The sequence below is a fragment of the Rhizobium herbae genome (genome assembly GCF_019511375.1).
GTDB lineage: Bacteria > Pseudomonadota > Alphaproteobacteria > Rhizobiales > Rhizobiaceae > Pararhizobium > Pararhizobium herbae_A.
This window is the reverse complement of record NZ_JAEUAO010000006.1, coordinates 162,147-179,983: the sequence shown is the minus strand read 5'-3', so window position 1 is coordinate 179,983 and position 17,837 is coordinate 162,147. Positions and strand designations below refer to the sequence as shown.

Genomic DNA, 17,837 nt, shown 5'->3' with positions numbered 1-17,837 from the left:
CACGCGTGGCCGGCCGTACCGGGGCACTTCGGAATGCCCTGGTTCCTGCCGCTGGTCGGCATGTATTTACAAGATGCTGGACAGGCTCGGCTAGGAACTTCTTGTCCTACACTAGCCTTCTGCTGATCAGAGCCCGCCAACCTCGACCCTTGATCCGTCAAAGAAACGCGACAGCCGGAAGGGCGTCGGATCGACGCAAGGCCTATCGTTCGCAACCAGGTCGGCTGCCAGGCGGCCGATGCCCGGGCCAATGCCGAAGCCATGGCCGGAACCGCCAGCGGCCAAATAAAGGCCTTTCACATGATCGGACGCCGAGATGACCGGTACCGCGTCCGGTGTGCAATCCACGTAAGCGCCCCAGCTGTCGGCGATCTCAATGCCCCCTAGCGCCGGGAACTGTTCGGTGACGCCCTTCAGAATAGCCGCGATTGTCCGGCGGCTCGGTCTTGGATCGAGAACGCGGATCCGTTCGAAGGGCGAAAGCTTATCCGCGTTCCAGCTTGCCAACGCTTCGGGCCCATGAAACAAGGATCTGCCGACGCCAATCTGGACAGCCCTCAGTCGCTTCAGAAACATCGGCATGAACCAGCGCGCATAGCGCAGGCCTTGCGGCGTGATATCCAAGGTCGCCCTGCCGCTGACAGCAAGTGTGTAACTGCCATCCAACCTACGGGTCAGCGAGCACTCTGGTGTATAGATCGCCTCGCCGAGATTGGTTGTGGGTCGTGTACGAATTGCGGTCTGGCGTACGCTTGCCTGTGGGAACCGCACGCCATATCGGCGGCAGAACAGGGAGGCCCACGCACCGCCGGCATTCAGGACGGCCTGCGATCTGATTATCCCTTTTTCGGTAATGACCCCAGCAACGGCACCATTGACGATATCTAGACCTCGTGCGGCGCATTCCTGGTGGATGGTCGCTCCGAACTTGCGGGCACCATTCGCGATCGTCGGCGCCGCTATGGCCGGCTCGCCCTTTCCATCATCGACTGAATGGACGCCGCCGAGCCAGCGGCGACCTTGCGCGGGAACTCTGTCATGCGTCTCCCGGGCAGTTAGCATCTTCGTATTGACGTTGAATTGCCGGGCAAGATCAAGCCATTGTTCCCATTCCGCCAGCTGCTGCGGGTTATCTGTCGCATAGAATAGGCCGCATTGTCGGAAGCCGACGTCCTCTTCGATTTTAGCAGCAAACTGGTCCCACGCCTGCATGGATATCCCTGAGAGCGGCAGCTCGCGCTCATCCCGGTTCTGCCGGCGGCACCAGCCCCAGTTTCGGCTTGACTGCTCACCTCCGACATATCCTTTTTCGATCAGAGCAACGGACAGCCCCCGCTCAGCGAGAAAAAATGCCGATGACGCGCCAATAATGCCGCCGCCGATCACGACGACGTCGGCCTTTGCCGGAAGCTCTTGATCGCTCTGTATGCGTTTGAGGAGTGGTGACATCGTGGCTGACCTGAATTGGATTAGTCGGAGCTGTTCTATGGCTGCCGCGCAGGCGCGTCTTGCGCGAGCACGGCGATCGCGTCGATCTCGACGAGATAGCCGTAGTGGAGTTCGGGCACCGGAACCACCGTGCGCGCCGGGCGCGCCTCTCCCAGCCGCGCAGCATAAACCTGGTTGAAGCCCGGCCAGTTGCTGACGCCAACGATGTAGGCGGTCACCCTGACGAGATCATCCGGGCTACCGCCTGCGGCTTCCAGAACCGCCAGCATGTTCTCGATGGCCTGCCCCGCCTGCGTCTCGAACTTATCGTCGGGAAGCGGCGCCGCGTCCGGGCGGATCGGGAGCTGCCCTGATATATAAAGATGCCGGCCCGCCAACTTCGCCTGGACATAATGACCGGCAGGGCCGGGGGCGCGATCGGTATTTACGGTAATGATGTTCGACATCACCAGCCTCCGAAGCGTGGCCAGCAAGCCTCAACGGCATGCGAACCACTACTGACCACATGATAGACTGCGTGCTGCGCAGCGGTTGCGCAGGCGTGATTCGGCAGGATCCGCACCCGGTCTCCGATCGCCAGATCGGGCAGGCGAGCGTGCGAGCCGGGCCGCGTGGCGATGATGCCATGCTCCTGGTTCGCATCGGCAACGATGACATCTTGGTAGGCATTCCCGTCGATATCACAGACGAGGCCATATCCCTGGTCGACGGCTTGCTTGCCGGTTCCACGGTCCCGCGACAGCGACATCCATCCGCCATCAGTTATGATCCAACCCTTGTCGCGCTGGTGTCCGATAACCGTCGCCAGAACGCTGAGCGCGATGTCATCGACTTGGCAAATGCCGATGCCGGCCATCACCAGATCGAAGAACACGAACACGCCGGCGCGGACTTCAGTCACCCCGGTTAGATCCTTCGCATAATGGGCTGTCGGCGTCGAACCGACGCTGACGACCGGGCACGGCAGACCCGCACAGCGAAGAAGCTGCGCGGCTTTAACAACGGCCAACCGCTCCGCTTCCGCATAGTGCTGCTGGGCCTCGTCGCCTCCACCTTTGTAGCTGTCGCCGGCGTGGGTCAGAACGCCACGCAGCTCCGCCCCTGCGGCCAGGACCTTTCCGATCTCCAGCAACTGAACGTCATCGATTGGCACCACTCCCGAGCGGTGGCCATCGCAATCGATCTCGATCATGGCTGGGAGCCGCATTCCGGCGTCTCGGGACGCCGTGGCAACCGCCTGCGCCTGCTCAAGGGTATCCAGTACGACCACGAGATCGACGCCCTTGGAGCGCAGCTCGACGACACGTGCAAGCTTTGCCGGCGCGATGCCGACCGCATAGATCATATCGCGAACACCATCGGCCGCGAATTTCTCGGCCTCCTTCAGCGTGGAAACCGTCGCCGGCCCCTCGGCCGCACTCATGACCCGCCGAGCCACGTCGATAGACTTCGCCGTTTTCAGATGCGGCCGAAGCGACACGCCCATGTCATCGAGCCGGTTCCTGAGACGGGTGATATTCCGGTCCATCCGGTCCGCGTCCAGAACCAGACAGGGCGTTTCCAGCGTCTCGAGGGTGGTCGTGGTCGCCAAGCGAGTGGAGGGGTCGAACGTCGTTAGATCCATCTATCTGATCTCCAAATTGGAAATTCACCTTGTCGCTAAACCGTAAAGATTGCAATTAATGGTCGGTAAAGGTTCGATTCAGCCAGCTGTTAATGGTGACAGTGCAATATCACCCGCGTCGGCCTGAATCCGCATGAGCGCTTCGATCTCCTTCTCGATCTCCAACCGCAGATTGGAACTGCCTGAGAAGGCGCCATTGAAAGCCGCCGTTCCGATGGTAAACCCTGCGGCGCCAGCTCGTACGACCGCTGCCATCCTTTCAGGACTGTCGATCGATCCGGCAACGACTACGGGCTTGTCAATGGCCTCGCATACGCGCGTCATCAACGCTTCGACATCGCCGTTGAAGCGATAGGCGAGCAGATCGAGACCGCTCACACCGTCGAGCGCGGCCATTTGCTGGGCACTGTCCAAAATTGTTTCGATCGTCCCATCGAGCTTGCTCGGATGACCAACGATCTTGCCGGGGAAGGGATAGTACTGGATGTTCCTCCCAGCGATAATTGGCAGAACGACATCCGGTCGGGTTCCGCCCATCAAGATGTCGACGCCGAGGTCGACCGCAGCCTGCGCGGACTGGCGCTCGCTCTCCTCGTCGAGGCTGACAACTTCCAGATAGAGCGTCGCACCCGCCTTCTTGATGGCCGAAGCAAGGCCAAAGAGTTCATCGAACGGGAGGCCAATATCCTTGAACCCTACATGTCTGATGCCTGCGGCAAGCACATCCTTGAGGCGCTCGGCCGCGTCGGCAACGGTCCGATCCTGGTTGGTCAGCATGAAAATGAAGTGGGGAGACTTGGGCATCGAAAGCGCTCCTAGATTGCATTGAGGATCAGTGCCTGATCGAAGGCATAGCGAAGAGAGGAATGGTCGGCCGTGCCCTGGCCCGCGATGTCGAATGCGGTGCCGTGATCGACGCTGGTACGGATGAAGGGCAAGCCGATGGTGACGTTGACGCCGTTGTCGATCCCGAGATACTTGACCGGAATGAGCCCCTGGTCGTGGTATTGTGCAACGACTATGTCGAACTCGCCCATGCGGGCTCGCATGAAAATCGTGTCTCCGGGCCAGGGGCCGGACGCGTTTATTCCACATTCCTGGGCGCGCCTGATCGCCGGCGCGATGATGTCGAGATCTTCGCGTCCGAACATGCCGTTTTCACCGGCATGGGGATTCAGGCCGGCGACCGCAACGCGAGGCGAGCCGATGCCATAAGCCTTGCCTGCCTTGTGCGCCAGTTCGATCGTTCTGAACACCGAATCCTGCGTCACCAGGTCGATTGCGTCGCGCAATGATACGTGGATCGTCACCAGGATGACACGCAGTTCGTCGTTTGCCAGCATCATCGCGAACTTGTCGGTCCCCGACCGTTCAGCAAGGATTTCGGTATGGCCCGGATAATTGAGCCCGCCCTTCTTCATTGCTTCCTTACTGATCGGCGCGGTCACGATCGCCCCGATGTTTCCTGCCAGCGCTTCGTCGATCGCTCTCACGACATAGTCGTAGCTCGCGCGCCCGGCGCGAGCGTCCACCTGACCAATGGGCATATCGTTCGGGAGATCCGAGACGTTGAGTACGGGTATCAGTGCCGCGTCGCGGACGGCCTCATCGACCGACGCGACGGGCTGCACTTGGAGAGGAAGAGCGAGGGCCCGAACCGCGCGTTCCATCACCTTTGCGTCGCCGATCACCACCGCTTGCTCCGGCAGTCCGTCGGCGAAAACGCGCGCGATGATTTCCGGGCCGATTCCACAGGGATCGCCCATCGTTATGCCTACAGGTTTCTTCATTTCTTATCTCCCAGCCAGAGGCCCCGAAGCAACTCGGCTGATTTCAGCAGGATATTGGACGAACCGAAGCCGCCCGCCTTTGTGATGATGCGAATAGGATGGGGACCGGTCGTGCGGCCCACCGGGATGCCGGGCTCGACCTCGCCGAGAAGACTGAGAGAGCCGAGCTCAAGTTCGCTCAGCACGGATTCGGCGGTGTCACCGCCAGTCAGGAAGAGGCCGGTTACCGGATGATGCTCCATAATCGCGCGGACAGCCTTGCCAAGAGCGATTGCGATGGACCGAGGATCGGCGGAAGCGCCTCGGTGCGACGTGGTTAGAATTACATCACCGCTGGCTCCGGATTGTCTGTATTGGGCAGCGGCGTCCTCGGCCGCAAGGTCGGCAGAGCCAGACGCCACCTCGGCGTCGATGATGATCTGCCGGACCTTGTCGGTGCGCATAAGCCGCAAGCATTGCTCTCGGCTCAGGGGGTTGACGCTGCCAATGACGAAGAGATTGACCGCCGCGAAGGGTGCGGTGTTATCGGCGCGACCCACATAGTCTGCCAGTGCGATTGCCAATCCTGGAGAACCGCACCAAAGGATGTACTTCGGATCCGCCGCCGATTTCACCAGCCGGGCCAGATCCTCCTGCGTGGTCGCATCGGCGATCAACAACTCCCGGTGATCTGCGGTCAGCTCGCCGGGCTTCAATCCACGGATTTCTTCAAGCCCAAGGTGGCGGATTTCGGCCTCTGGGATATCCCGGAACAGAGCCCGAAGATGGGAGTCCGATACGGGGTGGAGCGGGTCCTTTGCAAACGCGGTTTCCTCCAACGGCACGCCATGAAGAAGCTGACGACCTCCTTCAGTAGTGCGTCCACCTGCAGGAAAAGCTGGAGCGACGATTGCGATGGTCCGGCCAGACGCCGCGAGCGCGGCTGTTATCTCAGCTCCAACGTGGCCGCGAATGGTGGAATCAACGGTATTGTAAAGGATTTCTGCGGACGCCAGGCTTTTTGCCGCCCGCGTTGCCCGATCGACAGCATCCTTCACGGATGCGGCACGACTTGCCTTGTTGACAGAGATGATCGCGACATTTCCAGGCGACGATCGTCCGGAGTCGGTGAAGACAAGGCATCTGTGCCCCATGCTCACGAATGGTGCGGCGCCATCCGTTGCACTTGTCAGATCATCGGCCAGAATTCCTACCTTCAAAGTCGGCATCCTATCGGTTTTTGTGTGGCGACGAGGATATTAGCGCTATTGCTTTTGCCGATAAAACGATCAATTCTGACCGAAATCCGTCACTTTATCTCACAGATATGGCCGCACGATTCCCATCCTTATCCGCGCTTAGAGTGTTTGAAGCAGCTGCACGGCACTTGAATTTCGGGCGTGCCGGCGATGAATTGTTCGTCACGCACAGCGCCGTCAGCAAGCAGATCCGCTTGCTCGAGGAAGATTTGGGAGTGGCCCTTTTCGAACGAAGAAACAGGGCCGTTTTCCTGACTGACTCTGGACGGCGTCTGCTTGTAACGATGAGCGAAGTGTTTCGGCAGATCAGCGAGTGTTGCGATGAAATCAAAGGTGGCGGTTCGGCACCGCTTGTACTCTCGTGCGAACCGACATTCACGCAACGCTGGCTGATCCGGCGCCTTCCGCTATTTAACGCACTTCATCCGGAGATTGAGGTTCACGTCTTGGCCGCTGGCGGCCCTGTAAACTTCGACAGGAGCCATATTGATCTGGCGCTCCGGAGAAGCGATTTCAGCTGGCCGCCGGAACTTTTCATGGAAACAGTTGTCGAAGAACGTGTCGGCCCCGTTTGCGCGCCAAGTCTTTTGGCTTCCGGCGGCAATGATATCCTCTCGTTGCCCCGCATTCATTCGGCCACGCGTCGAGATGCGTGGACGCGGTACATCGCCGATAACCAGATCGGAGATCCAAATCCACCCGGCGGCCAGGTCTTCGAACATTTCTATTTGAGTATCGAGGCGGCAATCGCTGGGCTGGGTGCTGCGATCGGCCCAGAGCCGCTAGTCGCCGACGCTGTGGAAAGCGGGCAACTGGTGGCTCCCCAGGGGTTCTCCAACAACGGCTACAGCTACATCCTGTTGAGCCGCCTTCCTTTCGAACGCGATACCAGGAAACGAAGCTTCCTGTCCTGGCTTCGCCGACAGTTTACGCAGACCATCGGCTGAATCGGCGACATCAGGATCGCGGCCGAGACGGTGGACGCGCGTCGCCACGCTCAGAACCAATTTTCAGACCAAGTTCTCAGATACTTGGACCGAGTATGTTCGTTCTGGCATCAATGATGTGATCATACATGTTTCGCTCCGCCTCTCTGCTATCACGATCCTTTATTGCATCGAGAATGGCCTGATGGCTGACGATATAGGCCGTCATGCGCTCAGAGGTCAGCGACTGTTCCTTCATTTTTCCCCAGAGGTTACCGGCCCGTACCGCGTGAATACCTTCATAGAGCGAGGCAAGAAGACCGTTACGCGCGGCTTGGACGATAATGCGATGAAAGACGGCGTCCCATTTCTCAAATTCGCCCAGAGATTCCGATGCGCTACCTCGGGCTATTGATTTCTGCATTTCTTCGACTTCCTGCCTGGTCGCGCGTAACGCTGCCAACGCCGCTATCTTGGGCTCTATGATCAGCCTCGCCTCGAAGACTTCCGCCGGATAGGTCCGCAACGTGTCTCCGTCACTGCCTGCCGGCCGGCGGAGGGCGCTGGAGCTTACGCCACTGCCGGCGATGAAGGTGCCTCTGCCGACATGCCTGATGAGGCGACCTTCCTGCTCCAGCGCACTGAGCATCCTTCTAAGGGCGGTACGCGGCAGCCCGAGTTTCAGCGCCAGGTCCCGCTCAGGGGGCAGTCGATCGCCTGGTTCCAGACCTTCCGCTTCAATGAAGTCTTTCAACACCACGCTCATATGACCTCCAACAAATATTTTGCGAAACCAATTTGATCTATGTTGACACCAATGGCAAGACCAATCTTATATTAGTCACAGAACCAAGGCCGATTGGTTGCGAATGACGCTGAAGGTACAAGCTGTGCACCGCTCGAGAGTTTATGAGCAGCACGCGTAAGGCGGCGACAAAACTTCAATCAAGAAGCTGCGTAGAAAAAGGAGATTATCGATGGCGGTTATGACTGACGCTGTTACAGCAGGCGACGCAGCGCTTTCGGTGCGTGCTCTGACAGTCGACCTGCCGAAAGGCATGGAACGGGTTCATGCCGTCGAAAACGTTTCGTTCGACCTCAAGCGTGGTCAGATCCTTTGCATTATTGGCGAGTCCGGCTCGGGCAAGTCGGTAACGGCAAACACAATCATGGGCCTCTTGCCCAAGATTATTCAGGTCTCCTCGGGTGCGATCAATCTCGATGGAACGACCATAGTTGGCGCGCCGGCAAAAAAGCTGCGCCAGCTGCGCGGCCGCGTCGTGTCCATGATCTTTCAGGATCCGCTGTCGGCGCTCAACCCCCTGATGACGGTGGGCGAGCAGGTTACTGAAGTGATGGCGGCCCATGGAGTGGGCAACAAGGCCTCGCGCCGTGAGCGCGCCCTCGAATTGTTAACTGAAGTCGGCCTGCCGGATCCGGAATTGATGTACCACCAGTATCCCTTCCGGCTTTCCGGTGGTCAACGCCAGCGCGTCATGATCGCGATGGCACTCGCCCTTGAGCCGACCGTGCTGATAGCAGACGAACCCACGACAGCCCTTGACGTAACCACGCAGGCGCAGATCCTGAAGCTCATCCGTGACATTCAGCGTCGCAAGGATATGAGCGTCATGTTCATCACCCACGACTTCGGCGTCGTGGCAGAAATTGCCGACAGCGTCGTGGTTATGGAGAAAGGGCGGATTGTCGAGCAGGGCACCGCCGATCAGGTTCTCAAATCACCCAGCCACCCCTACACCCAGCGCCTGATCGCCGCTGTACCGCGCCTCACGGGCGAAGACAGAAAGCTGAAGGCGCAGGCGAACGACGAGACCGTCCTGACTGTCAATGGCTTGTGCAAGACTTATCGCAGCGGCAGCGCGCTGTTCGGCAGCCAGCGTGTGGTCCCTGCGGTGCAGGACGCCTCATTCACCTTGGCTGCTGGCCGCACCCTTGGCATCGTCGGTGAAAGTGGTTCCGGAAAATCGTCGTTGGGACGGCTCCTGATCAAGCTTCAGGACAGCGACAGCGGTCAGATCCTGTTTGAGGGCAGGGACATCCTCAAGCTCTCTGAATCCGAGTTCCGGCCGCTGCGCCCTCGAATTCAGATGATCTTCCAGGACCCTTTTGCCTCGCTAAATCCGCGATCCACAATCGGTCAAATACTGACCGTAGGGCCTGTCGCACATGGCATGCCCTATGCACAGGCGCGCGAAGAGGCTCGGGCGTTGCTATCCCATGTCGGTCTCGATGCAGGCGCCTTCGGGCGCTACCCGCACGAATTCTCGGGTGGTCAGCGCCAGCGCATCGGCATCGCGCGGGCCCTGATGTTCAAGCCCAAGCTACTGATTGCCGACGAAGCAGTCTCCGCGCTCGACGTGTCGATCCAGGCCCAGATCCTCAAGCTGCTTGACCAAATCCAGCGCGAGACCGGCGTATCAATGGTCTTCATTACCCATGATCTTCGTGTCGCCAGCCAGATCTGCGACGAAATTGCGGTGATGCAGAAGGGCCGGGTCGTCGAGCGCGGCCCGCCGTCTCAGATCTTCCTGAAACCGCAATCCGACTACACGCGTGAACTTGTGGCTGCAATCCCGGGAGAACGACGCAGAGAGAGCTGAGAAAGTTCAATTAACTCCTGGCAGTAGCTTCCTAATGAGCAAAAGAGAGGGAATAAAATGACAAAAGAGTCTACGACCAAAACGAATATTTCTCGGCGCGATGCACTGCGCCTGATGGCAGCCGGCGGCATTGCATGCTTTGCTGCCCCGAACCTGATCGGCAAGCCTGACATTGCCCGGGCCGCGGACAAGAAACCTGCGGGTCGCGTCGTGGTCGGGCTTTCGCAGGAGCCGACCGTCTTCAATCCACTCATGGCACATATCGAAGTAGACGATGCGGTGCACTTCTCGCTCTTCGACGCCCTCTTTCGCATGGATCCGGAAGGTGTGCTTCAGCCCAATCTTGCGGTAGAAGTGCCCACGCAGAAGAACGGCGGCATCTCCGCGGATGGCCTGAACTGGCGCGTCCGACTGCGTGACGATGTTCGCTGGCATGACGGCAAGCCGTTTACGGCTGAGGACGTGAAGTTCACCCTTGAACTGATCACCAATCCGAAATTCCGCGCCTGGCGTACGGGCGGCCATTCGCTTGTGCGTGACCTCACGGTGGTCTCGCCAACTGAAATCACCTGGCGCATGGAGCAGGTTTTCGCTCCTTACCTGTCGTTTCTCACCGAAACCTTCATCGTGCCAAAGCACCTTCTCGAGAATGAGGCTGATCCGAACGCAGCAGCCTTCAACCAGGCACCCGTTGGCACCGGCGCCTTCAAGTGGAGCCAGCGTGTGGCCGGCGACCATCTCGAACTGGCGGCAAACCCCGATTATTTCGGCGACGGTCCGTATGTCGAACGGGTTGTATTCAAATACATTCCTGACCAGACGGTGCTCTATACCCAATTCAAGAGCGGCGACATCGACCTCACAGACCAGGCGTACATCACGCCCGACCACTACGACGAGGCCAGCAAATTGCCGGGCCGTGTGGTGAGCCTGGTGCCCGGTGCCTCTGTAGAATCGTTCTATCTCAATCTCGAGCGGCCCCAGTTCAAGGAACTTGCGGTTCGTCAGGCACTCTATGCTGCAATGGATAGAACTGCGATTATCGACGCCGTCTATTTCGGCGTCGTGACACCAACCGAGACCTTCATGCCGAAGGAGTCATTCTACTTCAATCCGAACCTTCCGGCACAGGAATTCAATCTCGATGCCGCACGCAAGCTCCTCGACGACGCCGGTTGGGTACCGGGGTCGGACGGGATCCGCGAGAAGAACGGCGTGAAGCTGGCGTTCAACAATTCGACGACATCGGGCAACAACCTCCGCGAGCAGGTGCAGCAGTTCCTGCAGCAGACATTCGCGGAAATTGGCGTCCAGATGACGATCTCGAACTTGCCGGCTGCCGTCATGTTTGGTGAATTCTGGCTGAAGTCACAGTTCGACACGGCGATCTCGGGTGTTACGCATCTGATTGCCGCGGACCCCGATGCGACCAACCGCCTTGCGAGCAGCGCAATTGCCGCGAAGGGCGGTAAGGGATCGAACGTCGGCCAGTATTCCAACCCGGAAGTGGATGCGCTGCTCAAGAAGGGTGCGCAGACCTTCGATCCGGAGGCGCGTCGTGAAATCTACTACCGCATCCAGGAAATCGTGCGTCAGGACCTTCCCTTCCTTCCGCTGTTTGCCGCCACCTACGTGATCGGCACGAAAGAGGGCCTTGAAGGCTGGGAACCGAATTCTAACACGCGCACGGCATCCTGGCATGCTGCCGGCTGGCGCTGGAAGAGCTGAGTCAACCTCCCGCCGTCGCCGCCGCACCTAGCGGCGGCGACCTCTATTGGCGCTATCACAGGGAGAGCCTGAATGCGTAGCTTCCTATTTAACCGGTTCGCTCAGAGCCTCGTACTGCTCTTGATCGTTTCCGTCATCGGCTTCGTGGTCCTCAACCTGATTCCAGGCGGCCCCCTGGCACAATTTGGGCTCGATGCGAGCATGACGCAGGATGACTTGAACCGACTGGCGGAGCAGTTGGGGCTGAACCGCCCTCTGTGGATGCAGTATCTGGACTGGGCCTGGCGCCTGTTGAGAGGAGACTGGGGCCACTCATTCCGCGATGGAGCGCCGGTTCTCGAGGTGATTGGACGGCACCTGATGGCAACGCTGTTGCTGATGGGATCCTCCACGGTTATCGCCATTGCTATCGGTACGTGGATCGGCGTTCGCGGCGCCGTAAAGCGCTATTCGGTTTTCGACTACATGGCGACGGTCGGTGCGATGGTAGCCCTCTCGATCCCGACTTTCTGGTTTGGCCTCATCGGGATTTACGTCTTCTCGCTCAGACTTGGCTGGCTGCCTGCCGGCAACATGTACACGATCGGCGACGAATCCGTTCTGAACTATCTCCACCACCTTATTCTGCCGAGCATCGTGCTCGCGCTGGTGCACGTGGCCATCTGGAGCCGCTACATGCGAACGGCTACTCTCGACGTTATCAATCAGGAATTCATCAAGACAGCTCGGGCCAAAGGGCTAAGTGAGCGCCGCATCCTAATGAAACATGTTATCGGCAATGCCCTCCTGCCGATGATCACGCTCCTGGGGATGCAGCTTCCCAGTGTTCTGACGGGCGCCTTGGTCACCGAAACCGTGTTTACCTGGCCGGGCATGGGGCGCCTGTTCCTCGACAGCCTCGGCTACAGTGACTACCCGGTGGTGATGGGACTGCTCATGTTCTCCGCGATCCTTGTCGTGGTGAGCAACCTCGCCGCCGACATCGTTGTCGCCATCATAGATCCCCGTATCCGTCTGAGTTAAGCGCCATGAACGCTCATCAGGAGTCAGCCATCATGACCGCCATTGCCGCAAATTCACCCCGGGAGCGCTGGTGGAACAGCCGAACTGCGCACCGTTTCATGAAGCACCATCTGGCCCTCATCGGCATGGTGATGATCGCTCTCCTGACGCTGGCCTGCGTCCTGGGACCCCACTTGCTGCCGTATGATTCACTCTATATCGATCTGCGCGCCCGCTTCGCTCCGCCCCTGACAGGCAAGCATTTTCTGGGCACCGACCCGTTGGGACGAGACTTGGCCGCCCGGTTGTTCATGGCGGGGCGGATTTCGCTCCTGGTCGGTTTCTCGGCGATGTTGTTGTCGACGTTGATCGGAACCCTTGTCGGCGTGGTGGCCGGATATCGAGGCGGCCTGGTCGGCACGGTACTGATGCGTGCCGTGGATGGCTTTCTTTCCTTCCCATCCATCTTCCTCGTGCTTGCTCTTGCCGCTGCGCTGAAGCCAAGCCCGATCATGATTACCGTCGTCATCGCCGCCACGAGCTGGATGGAAGTCGCTCGCATCGTCGAGGCCGAAGTCCGATCCCTACGCGAGCGCGAATTCGTGCTGGCCGGCCGCATGCTTGGACTGAGCGCAACGCACATCATGTTCCGCGAAATCCTTCCCAATGCCATGGGTCCGATCATCGTCGCTGCAACCTTGACCGTAGCCCGGGCGATCCTGATGGAGGCCTATATCAGCTTCCTCGGCTATGGAATTCAGCCGCCGCTGCCCAGTTGGGGCAATATGCTGAATGGCGCACAGCAATATCTGGGGACGGCGCCTTGGCTGGCGATCATTCCCGGCGCGGCCATAACGATCGCTGTAACAAGCTTCAACTTCATCGGCGACGGGCTGCGCGATGCGCTCGATGTCCGCGGTGATCACAGCTGAGAAACGCGCGCGCGACGAATAACTGTCAAGCTTTTATCGTTCCTGTCGGACATGACTGGAGCACGATGCCAGAGGAATAGTGACTATGCCGGTGCAGGTACAGAAAGTAAGTGATAGCGCCTCATTTCCAACGCAGGCTGACGTCGTCGTCATCGGGGCGGGGATCGTGGGTACCTGCACGGCCTATGAGCTTGCGCGCAAAGGGGTATCCGTAGCCCTGCTCGAAAAAGGCATCGTCGGTGGCGAGCAGTCAAGCCGCAACTGGGGATGGGTTCGCCAGCAGAACCGAGACCTTTATGAACTTGCGCTAGCCATGTACAGTCTGCGGCGCTGGGAGGAACTGAGCAGCGAGATCGGTCGCGATCTGGGCTTCCGCCGGACCGGGATACTTTACTGCACCAAGAACGAGGCTGATGTCGCCCGGTGGGAAAAGTGGGGCCAGGCTGCACGCGTTCAAGGATTTCACAGCCAGATCCTCAGTGCTTCCGAGGCCAATGAGCGAGCTTCGGGCGGCACGTCCTCCTGGGTCGGCGGCGTTTGGTCTCCGACGGATGGGCGAGCTGAGCCCAGTCTTGCTGTACCTGCCATCGCGGAGGCCGCGAAGGAAAACGGCGTATCGCTCCATCAAAACTGCGCCGTTAGGGGCCTTGATATCGTCAACGGCCGGGTGGCAGGCGTGTGGACAGAGCGAGGGCTCGTGAAAGCCGGCACCGTTGTTTGCGCTGGCGGGGCGTGGGCTTCCCGGTTTTCTCATCGATATGGCATCGAGCTTCCCGTCGCAAACATTTCCGGAACCGCGATCAAGACCACCCGTGCGCCCGAAATCATTCAAGCGGGATGCCTCTCGGCGTCAAACTTCGTGTTGCGGCGTCGGACAGACGGCGCCTACACGGTTGCCGTACCGGGACGTGGGACGCTCGACATCACGCCGCGGGGGATGCGATACGCGATCAAATTCTATCAGATGTACCGCAGCAAGATCGGCAAGAAGCTGAAGTATCGTCTGAACAGCAGCTTCTGGAATGGGCCTGATGCTTTCGGCAGCTGGGAGAATGATGAGATCTCGCCGTTTGAAAAGAACCGCATCCTGGATCCTGCGCCAGATGGGGAGCTCGTCAAGCTCGCAATGAAGAACCTTGAACGCGAATACCCAGCGCTCAAGGGAATTGGGGTCGAGCGCGCCTGGGGAGGGCTCATTGACACTTCCCCGGATCTCGTCCCCGTTATTTCCAGAGTGGAGCGACTGCCCGGTTACGTAATAGCGGCGGGGTTCAGCGGACACGGCTTTGCCATTGGACCGGGTGCCGGTCGCCTGGTCAGCGAGATCGTGATGAACGAGACCCCGATCACAGACATCTCACCCTACCGGCTGAGCCGGTTCAACGACGGCTCGGCGATCAGACGGCCCGAAATGATGTAACGGTCGAGGTTGGTTACGGTACGGCTGCCGTTGTAGCGACGCAGCTACAGGGCTATGGCGCGAATAACGCCATTTTCCGCATAGCGTCGCAGAAGCGGCAGATAAGGCCGGACGGGCCTGCCGGCGGCCTCCTGAGCCAGAGGGTCACATATGCCTGATCTCGAATGCGGAAGAAGTCACCGAGCAATTTCAGCTTTGCGCGCTCTGGGCGAAAGGTCAGCATTTCCGCGACACGAAAAACTCCTCTTGACTTAGAGCGCACTCTAACCCGTAGCTTTCTCTGCGTCGTGACGAAAGAGGGCGTTGATGAAGATTGGCGAGCTGGCGAAGCGTTCGGGACTGTCTGCCCACACTATCCGTTACTATGAGCGGATCGGGCTGCTTCCCCATGCCGACAGGGACCAATCGGGCCAACGTGACTACGACGCATCAATCCTGATCTGGATAGAATTTCTCGATCGTCTCAAAACGACCGGGATGCCTATTCGGGAAATGCTGCGCTACGCGGCCTTGCGGGAGCGCGGCGTCGACACGGAAGCGGAGCGCAGCGCATTGCTCGAACAGCACCGCGAGCGTGTCCGTACGCATGTGGCCGAACTGCAAGCCTGCCTTCTCGTCCTCGACACCAAGATTGCCGGATATGCCGGCAAGGAACAGAGGATGAAGGACTATGACGCATCAATCCCCCAACGACGGCGAAAGCCGGCTGGAACGCGGCAAGCGGGTGCTCGCTGAAATCGACGGCGAAGCCGGCCACAAAGTCATTGCCGCTCTGGCTGACATTGCCCCCGACTTCGCAAACTACGTGTTCGAGTTCTCGTTTGGCGACATTTACAGCCGTCCCGGCCTCGATCTGCGCGCCCGTGAGATCGCGACCATCGCGGCGCTGACGGCGATGGGAACCGCGACCCCGCAACTGAAAGTCCATATCGAGGCGGGGTTGAATGTCGGGCTGACCAAGGACGAAATCACCGAAACCATCATGCAGATGGCGGTTTATGCCGGCTTTCCTGCGGCGCTCAACGGGCTGTTTGCGGCCAAAGAAGTCTTCGCCGTCCGGTTCCCCGATTTGGGGGAGCATGAGGATTTAGGGGGCCGGGCCGGAACGGAGTAAGCCGTCGCCATTGAATCTCGACGGAACTGGCGAGCGTGAGAGGGCAAGACGGACAACACTCTCCCGAGCGGGCTACGGAAGCACGGTGGAAACGTCAATCACGTCCCATCCTGGCGGCATACCTATACCCGCGGGGTCGCGCCGCCTCGAGTTCGCTATATCGGAGTACCTTGGCTGGCGGCATCAAAAGCTCGCAGGGAACTTTTGAGGTCCTTTCGCAATTTAGCGAATATTGCTGTGGAGAACTCAGCTATGAATGTGAGCGATGAAAGAACCGCCTCACTGTGGGCTTCGATAAAAGTCGCTCCGGAGACCGCGCCGCTTGCGCAGGACGAAACTGTTGATGTCGTCGTGGTCGGCTCCGGCATTGCGGGGATGTCCACTGCTTACGAGCTGGCGATCGCCGGGCAAAAAGTGGCGGTGCTCGACCGTGGCAAGATCGGAAGCGGCATGACCGCCCGCACGACCGCGCACTTGTCCTCCGTGTGCGACGATTATTTTTCAAGACTAGCCGATTTGCGGGGTACAGAACTGGCGCGGCTTTACTATCAGAGCCATTCTGCTGCGATCGATCGCATCGAAGCAATACAGGACGTAGAACGCATCGGTTGCGACTTCCGGCGCGTTGACGGCTTTCTGTTCCCCGGGGCGGGGAGGCCAGAAACGGACCTTGATCGCGAACTTGACATCGGGACGAAGCTTGGCGTGACCGTCGAGAAAATCGTCGGCCTGCCTTTTGCGGGGTTCGCGGACGCGCCTGCCTTGCGCTATGCAAACCAGGCCACATTCCATCCACTCAAGTATCTGCGCGGCCTGGCTGCAGGGATTTCGGCGCGCGCCGGTCTGCTTTTTAGCGATACAGTCGCCGAAAAGATTGAGGAGACTGGGGACGGAGTGCGCGTATCAACAAGCGCGGGCTTTGTCGTCAGCGCGAAGTGGGCTGTTGTGGCGACCAACTCGCCAATCAATGACCGGGTCGTCCTTCATACCAAGCAGGCGCCATATCGCACCTACGCCATGTCCTTCAAAGTCGGGCGTGGTGTTGTGCCCGACGCGCTCTATTGGGATACGGAAGACCCCTACCACTACCTTCGCATTCACCCGGGCAAGGACGAGAGCGACTTTCTGATCGTCGGTGGCGAAGACCACAAGACGGGGGCCGTCGACGATGCCGACGACAGGTTCACAGCTTTGACGGCCTGGACCAAACGGCTCGTTCCGAATGTGGGCATGGAGACGCATCGGTGGTCCGGCCAAGTGATGGAGACGATTGATCACGCGGGGTTCATCGGTCGCAATCCCGGCAATGAGCGCGTCTTTGTGGCGACCGGCGATTCCGGTGAAGGCATTACCCATGGAGTCGTCGCCTCGCTCCTGATTGCCGAACTCATTCTTCAGAGGAAGAGCCCATGGCAAGAACTTTATCAGCCGTCACGCAAGACCGCCGCGGCGTTCGCAGACTATCTTGCGGAGAACGCGACCGCGATCAAGAATTTTGCCGAATATCTCGCGCCCGGTGAAATTGATTCAATCGAAAAGCTGGCACCGGGAAAGGGGGCTATCGTGCGCGAAGGCCTCGCCAAGATCGCCGCCTTCCGGGGCGACGACGGTACGCTCTACAAGCGTTCGGCGTCTTGTACGCACATGGGTTGCCAAGTGCACTGGAATTCCCTCGAGCGCTGCTGGGATTGCACTTGTCACGGTTCGCACTTTGCCGTGGACGGTACAGCCTTGAACGGACCCGCGGTATCGCCCCTGGCCGAGACCTAACCGCAGGCCGTGGCCATGCAAAGCCGACCGCGCCGGTAACGTTTTGGTGCTTTGGCTGTTTGTCACGTACTTGCGCAACTCGTTGTTGGCGCGTGATGATCGCAGCAATGGTCGAAGTGCACAGGCACCGGTGGGGTGGGTCCGCTGGTCTGACGGCAGCAGAACCATCCGGTCTTCGGGAGGGTGAAGAACAGCCGGCGAAAACCGGCACTCAAATGAAGCA

The 17,837-nt window shown here is 59.4% G+C and carries 16 protein-coding genes; 9 read left to right on the top strand and 7 right to left on the bottom strand.

Annotated elements, in window-relative coordinates:
* Positions 1-126: 126 nt before the first annotated feature.
* The 6 genes from JNB71_RS21595 to JNB71_RS21570 all read right to left on the bottom strand — a co-directional run bounded on the left by JNB71_RS21595 (position 127) and on the right by JNB71_RS21570 (position 6,071).
* On the bottom strand, positions 127-1,449 hold the full coding sequence (locus JNB71_RS21595; protein WP_220373838.1) for an NAD(P)/FAD-dependent oxidoreductase: 1,323 nt from the start codon (positions 1,447-1,449) through the stop codon (positions 127-129).
* Positions 1,450-1,484: 35 nt separating this feature from the next.
* Positions 1,485-1,895 carry a RidA family protein gene (locus JNB71_RS21590; RefSeq protein WP_220373837.1) on the bottom strand — a complete coding sequence of 137 codons (411 nt, stop codon included), beginning with the start codon at positions 1,893-1,895 and terminating at the stop codon, positions 1,485-1,487.
* On the bottom strand, positions 1,895-3,073 hold the full coding sequence (locus JNB71_RS21585) for a DSD1 family PLP-dependent enzyme (protein ID WP_220373836.1): 1,179 nt from the start codon (positions 3,071-3,073) through the stop codon (positions 1,895-1,897). Before JNB71_RS21585 ends, JNB71_RS21590 begins: the two co-directional genes overlap by 1 nt.
* 78 nt (positions 3,074-3,151) lie before the next feature.
* Positions 3,152-3,877, bottom strand: a complete 726-nt coding sequence (locus tag JNB71_RS21580) for a 4-hydroxythreonine-4-phosphate dehydrogenase (protein WP_220373835.1) — start codon at positions 3,875-3,877, stop codon at positions 3,152-3,154.
* Positions 3,878-3,888: 11 nt separating this feature from the next.
* Positions 3,889-4,863, bottom strand: coding sequence for a 4-hydroxythreonine-4-phosphate dehydrogenase PdxA (gene pdxA / locus JNB71_RS21575; protein ID WP_220373834.1), 975 nt, complete (start codon positions 4,861-4,863; stop codon positions 3,889-3,891).
* Complete coding sequence (locus JNB71_RS21570; protein ID WP_223215950.1) at positions 4,860-6,071, bottom strand: four-carbon acid sugar kinase family protein; 1,212 nt, start codon at positions 6,069-6,071, stop codon at positions 4,860-4,862. Before JNB71_RS21570 ends, pdxA begins: the two co-directional genes overlap by 4 nt.
* Positions 6,072-6,082: 11 nt before the next feature.
* Between JNB71_RS21570 and JNB71_RS21565 the strand changes: the two genes are divergently transcribed.
* The gene (locus tag JNB71_RS21565) at positions 6,083-7,048 is read left to right on the top strand and encodes a LysR substrate-binding domain-containing protein (RefSeq protein ID WP_223215949.1); all 966 of its coding nucleotides are present in this window, start codon (positions 6,083-6,085) and stop codon (positions 7,046-7,048) included.
* A 76-nt stretch (positions 7,049-7,124) separates the two neighbouring features.
* On the opposite strand, the gene JNB71_RS21560 is transcribed toward JNB71_RS21565, so the two are convergent.
* The gene (locus JNB71_RS21560; RefSeq protein WP_220373832.1) at positions 7,125-7,793 is read right to left on the bottom strand and encodes a FadR/GntR family transcriptional regulator; all 669 of its coding nucleotides are present in this window, start codon (positions 7,791-7,793) and stop codon (positions 7,125-7,127) included.
* 211 nt (positions 7,794-8,004) lie between these two features.
* Here JNB71_RS21560 and JNB71_RS21555 point away from each other — a divergent pair, with 211 nt between their 5' ends.
* The 8 genes from JNB71_RS21555 (at position 8,005) to JNB71_RS21520 (ending at position 17,614) form a co-directional block, all read left to right on the top strand.
* Positions 8,005-9,648, top strand: a complete 1,644-nt coding sequence (locus tag JNB71_RS21555; RefSeq protein ID WP_220373831.1) for an ABC transporter ATP-binding protein — start codon at positions 8,005-8,007, stop codon at positions 9,646-9,648.
* 57 nt (positions 9,649-9,705) lie between these two features.
* Positions 9,706-11,376 carry a peptide ABC transporter substrate-binding protein gene (locus JNB71_RS21550; protein WP_220373830.1) on the top strand — a complete coding sequence of 557 codons (1,671 nt, stop codon included), beginning with the start codon at positions 9,706-9,708 and terminating at the stop codon, positions 11,374-11,376.
* A gap of 72 nt (positions 11,377-11,448) precedes the next feature.
* Entirely contained in the window at positions 11,449-12,399 is a 951-nt protein-coding gene (locus JNB71_RS21545; RefSeq protein ID WP_220373829.1) for an ABC transporter permease, read from the top strand.
* Positions 12,400-12,431: 32 nt separating this feature from the next.
* Positions 12,432-13,310 (top strand): ABC transporter permease, encoded by an 879-nt coding sequence (locus tag JNB71_RS21540; RefSeq protein ID WP_220373828.1) that lies wholly within the window; start codon positions 12,432-12,434, stop codon positions 13,308-13,310.
* Between the two features lie 85 nt (positions 13,311-13,395).
* Positions 13,396-14,730, top strand: a complete 1,335-nt coding sequence (locus JNB71_RS21535; RefSeq protein WP_220373827.1) for an NAD(P)/FAD-dependent oxidoreductase — start codon at positions 13,396-13,398, stop codon at positions 14,728-14,730.
* A 306-nt stretch (positions 14,731-15,036) separates the two neighbouring features.
* Positions 15,037-15,465 carry a MerR family transcriptional regulator gene (locus JNB71_RS21530; RefSeq protein ID WP_220373826.1) on the top strand — a complete coding sequence of 143 codons (429 nt, stop codon included), beginning with the start codon at positions 15,037-15,039 and terminating at the stop codon, positions 15,463-15,465.
* A complete protein-coding gene (locus tag JNB71_RS21525; protein WP_220373825.1) occupies positions 15,401-15,844 on the top strand; it encodes a carboxymuconolactone decarboxylase family protein in 444 nt (147 codons plus the stop codon). Before JNB71_RS21530 ends, JNB71_RS21525 begins: the two co-directional genes overlap by 65 nt.
* A 252-nt stretch (positions 15,845-16,096) precedes the next feature.
* The gene (locus JNB71_RS21520) at positions 16,097-17,614 is read left to right on the top strand and encodes an FAD-dependent oxidoreductase (RefSeq protein ID WP_220373824.1); all 1,518 of its coding nucleotides are present in this window, start codon (positions 16,097-16,099) and stop codon (positions 17,612-17,614) included.
* Positions 17,615-17,837: the final 223 nt, after the last annotated feature.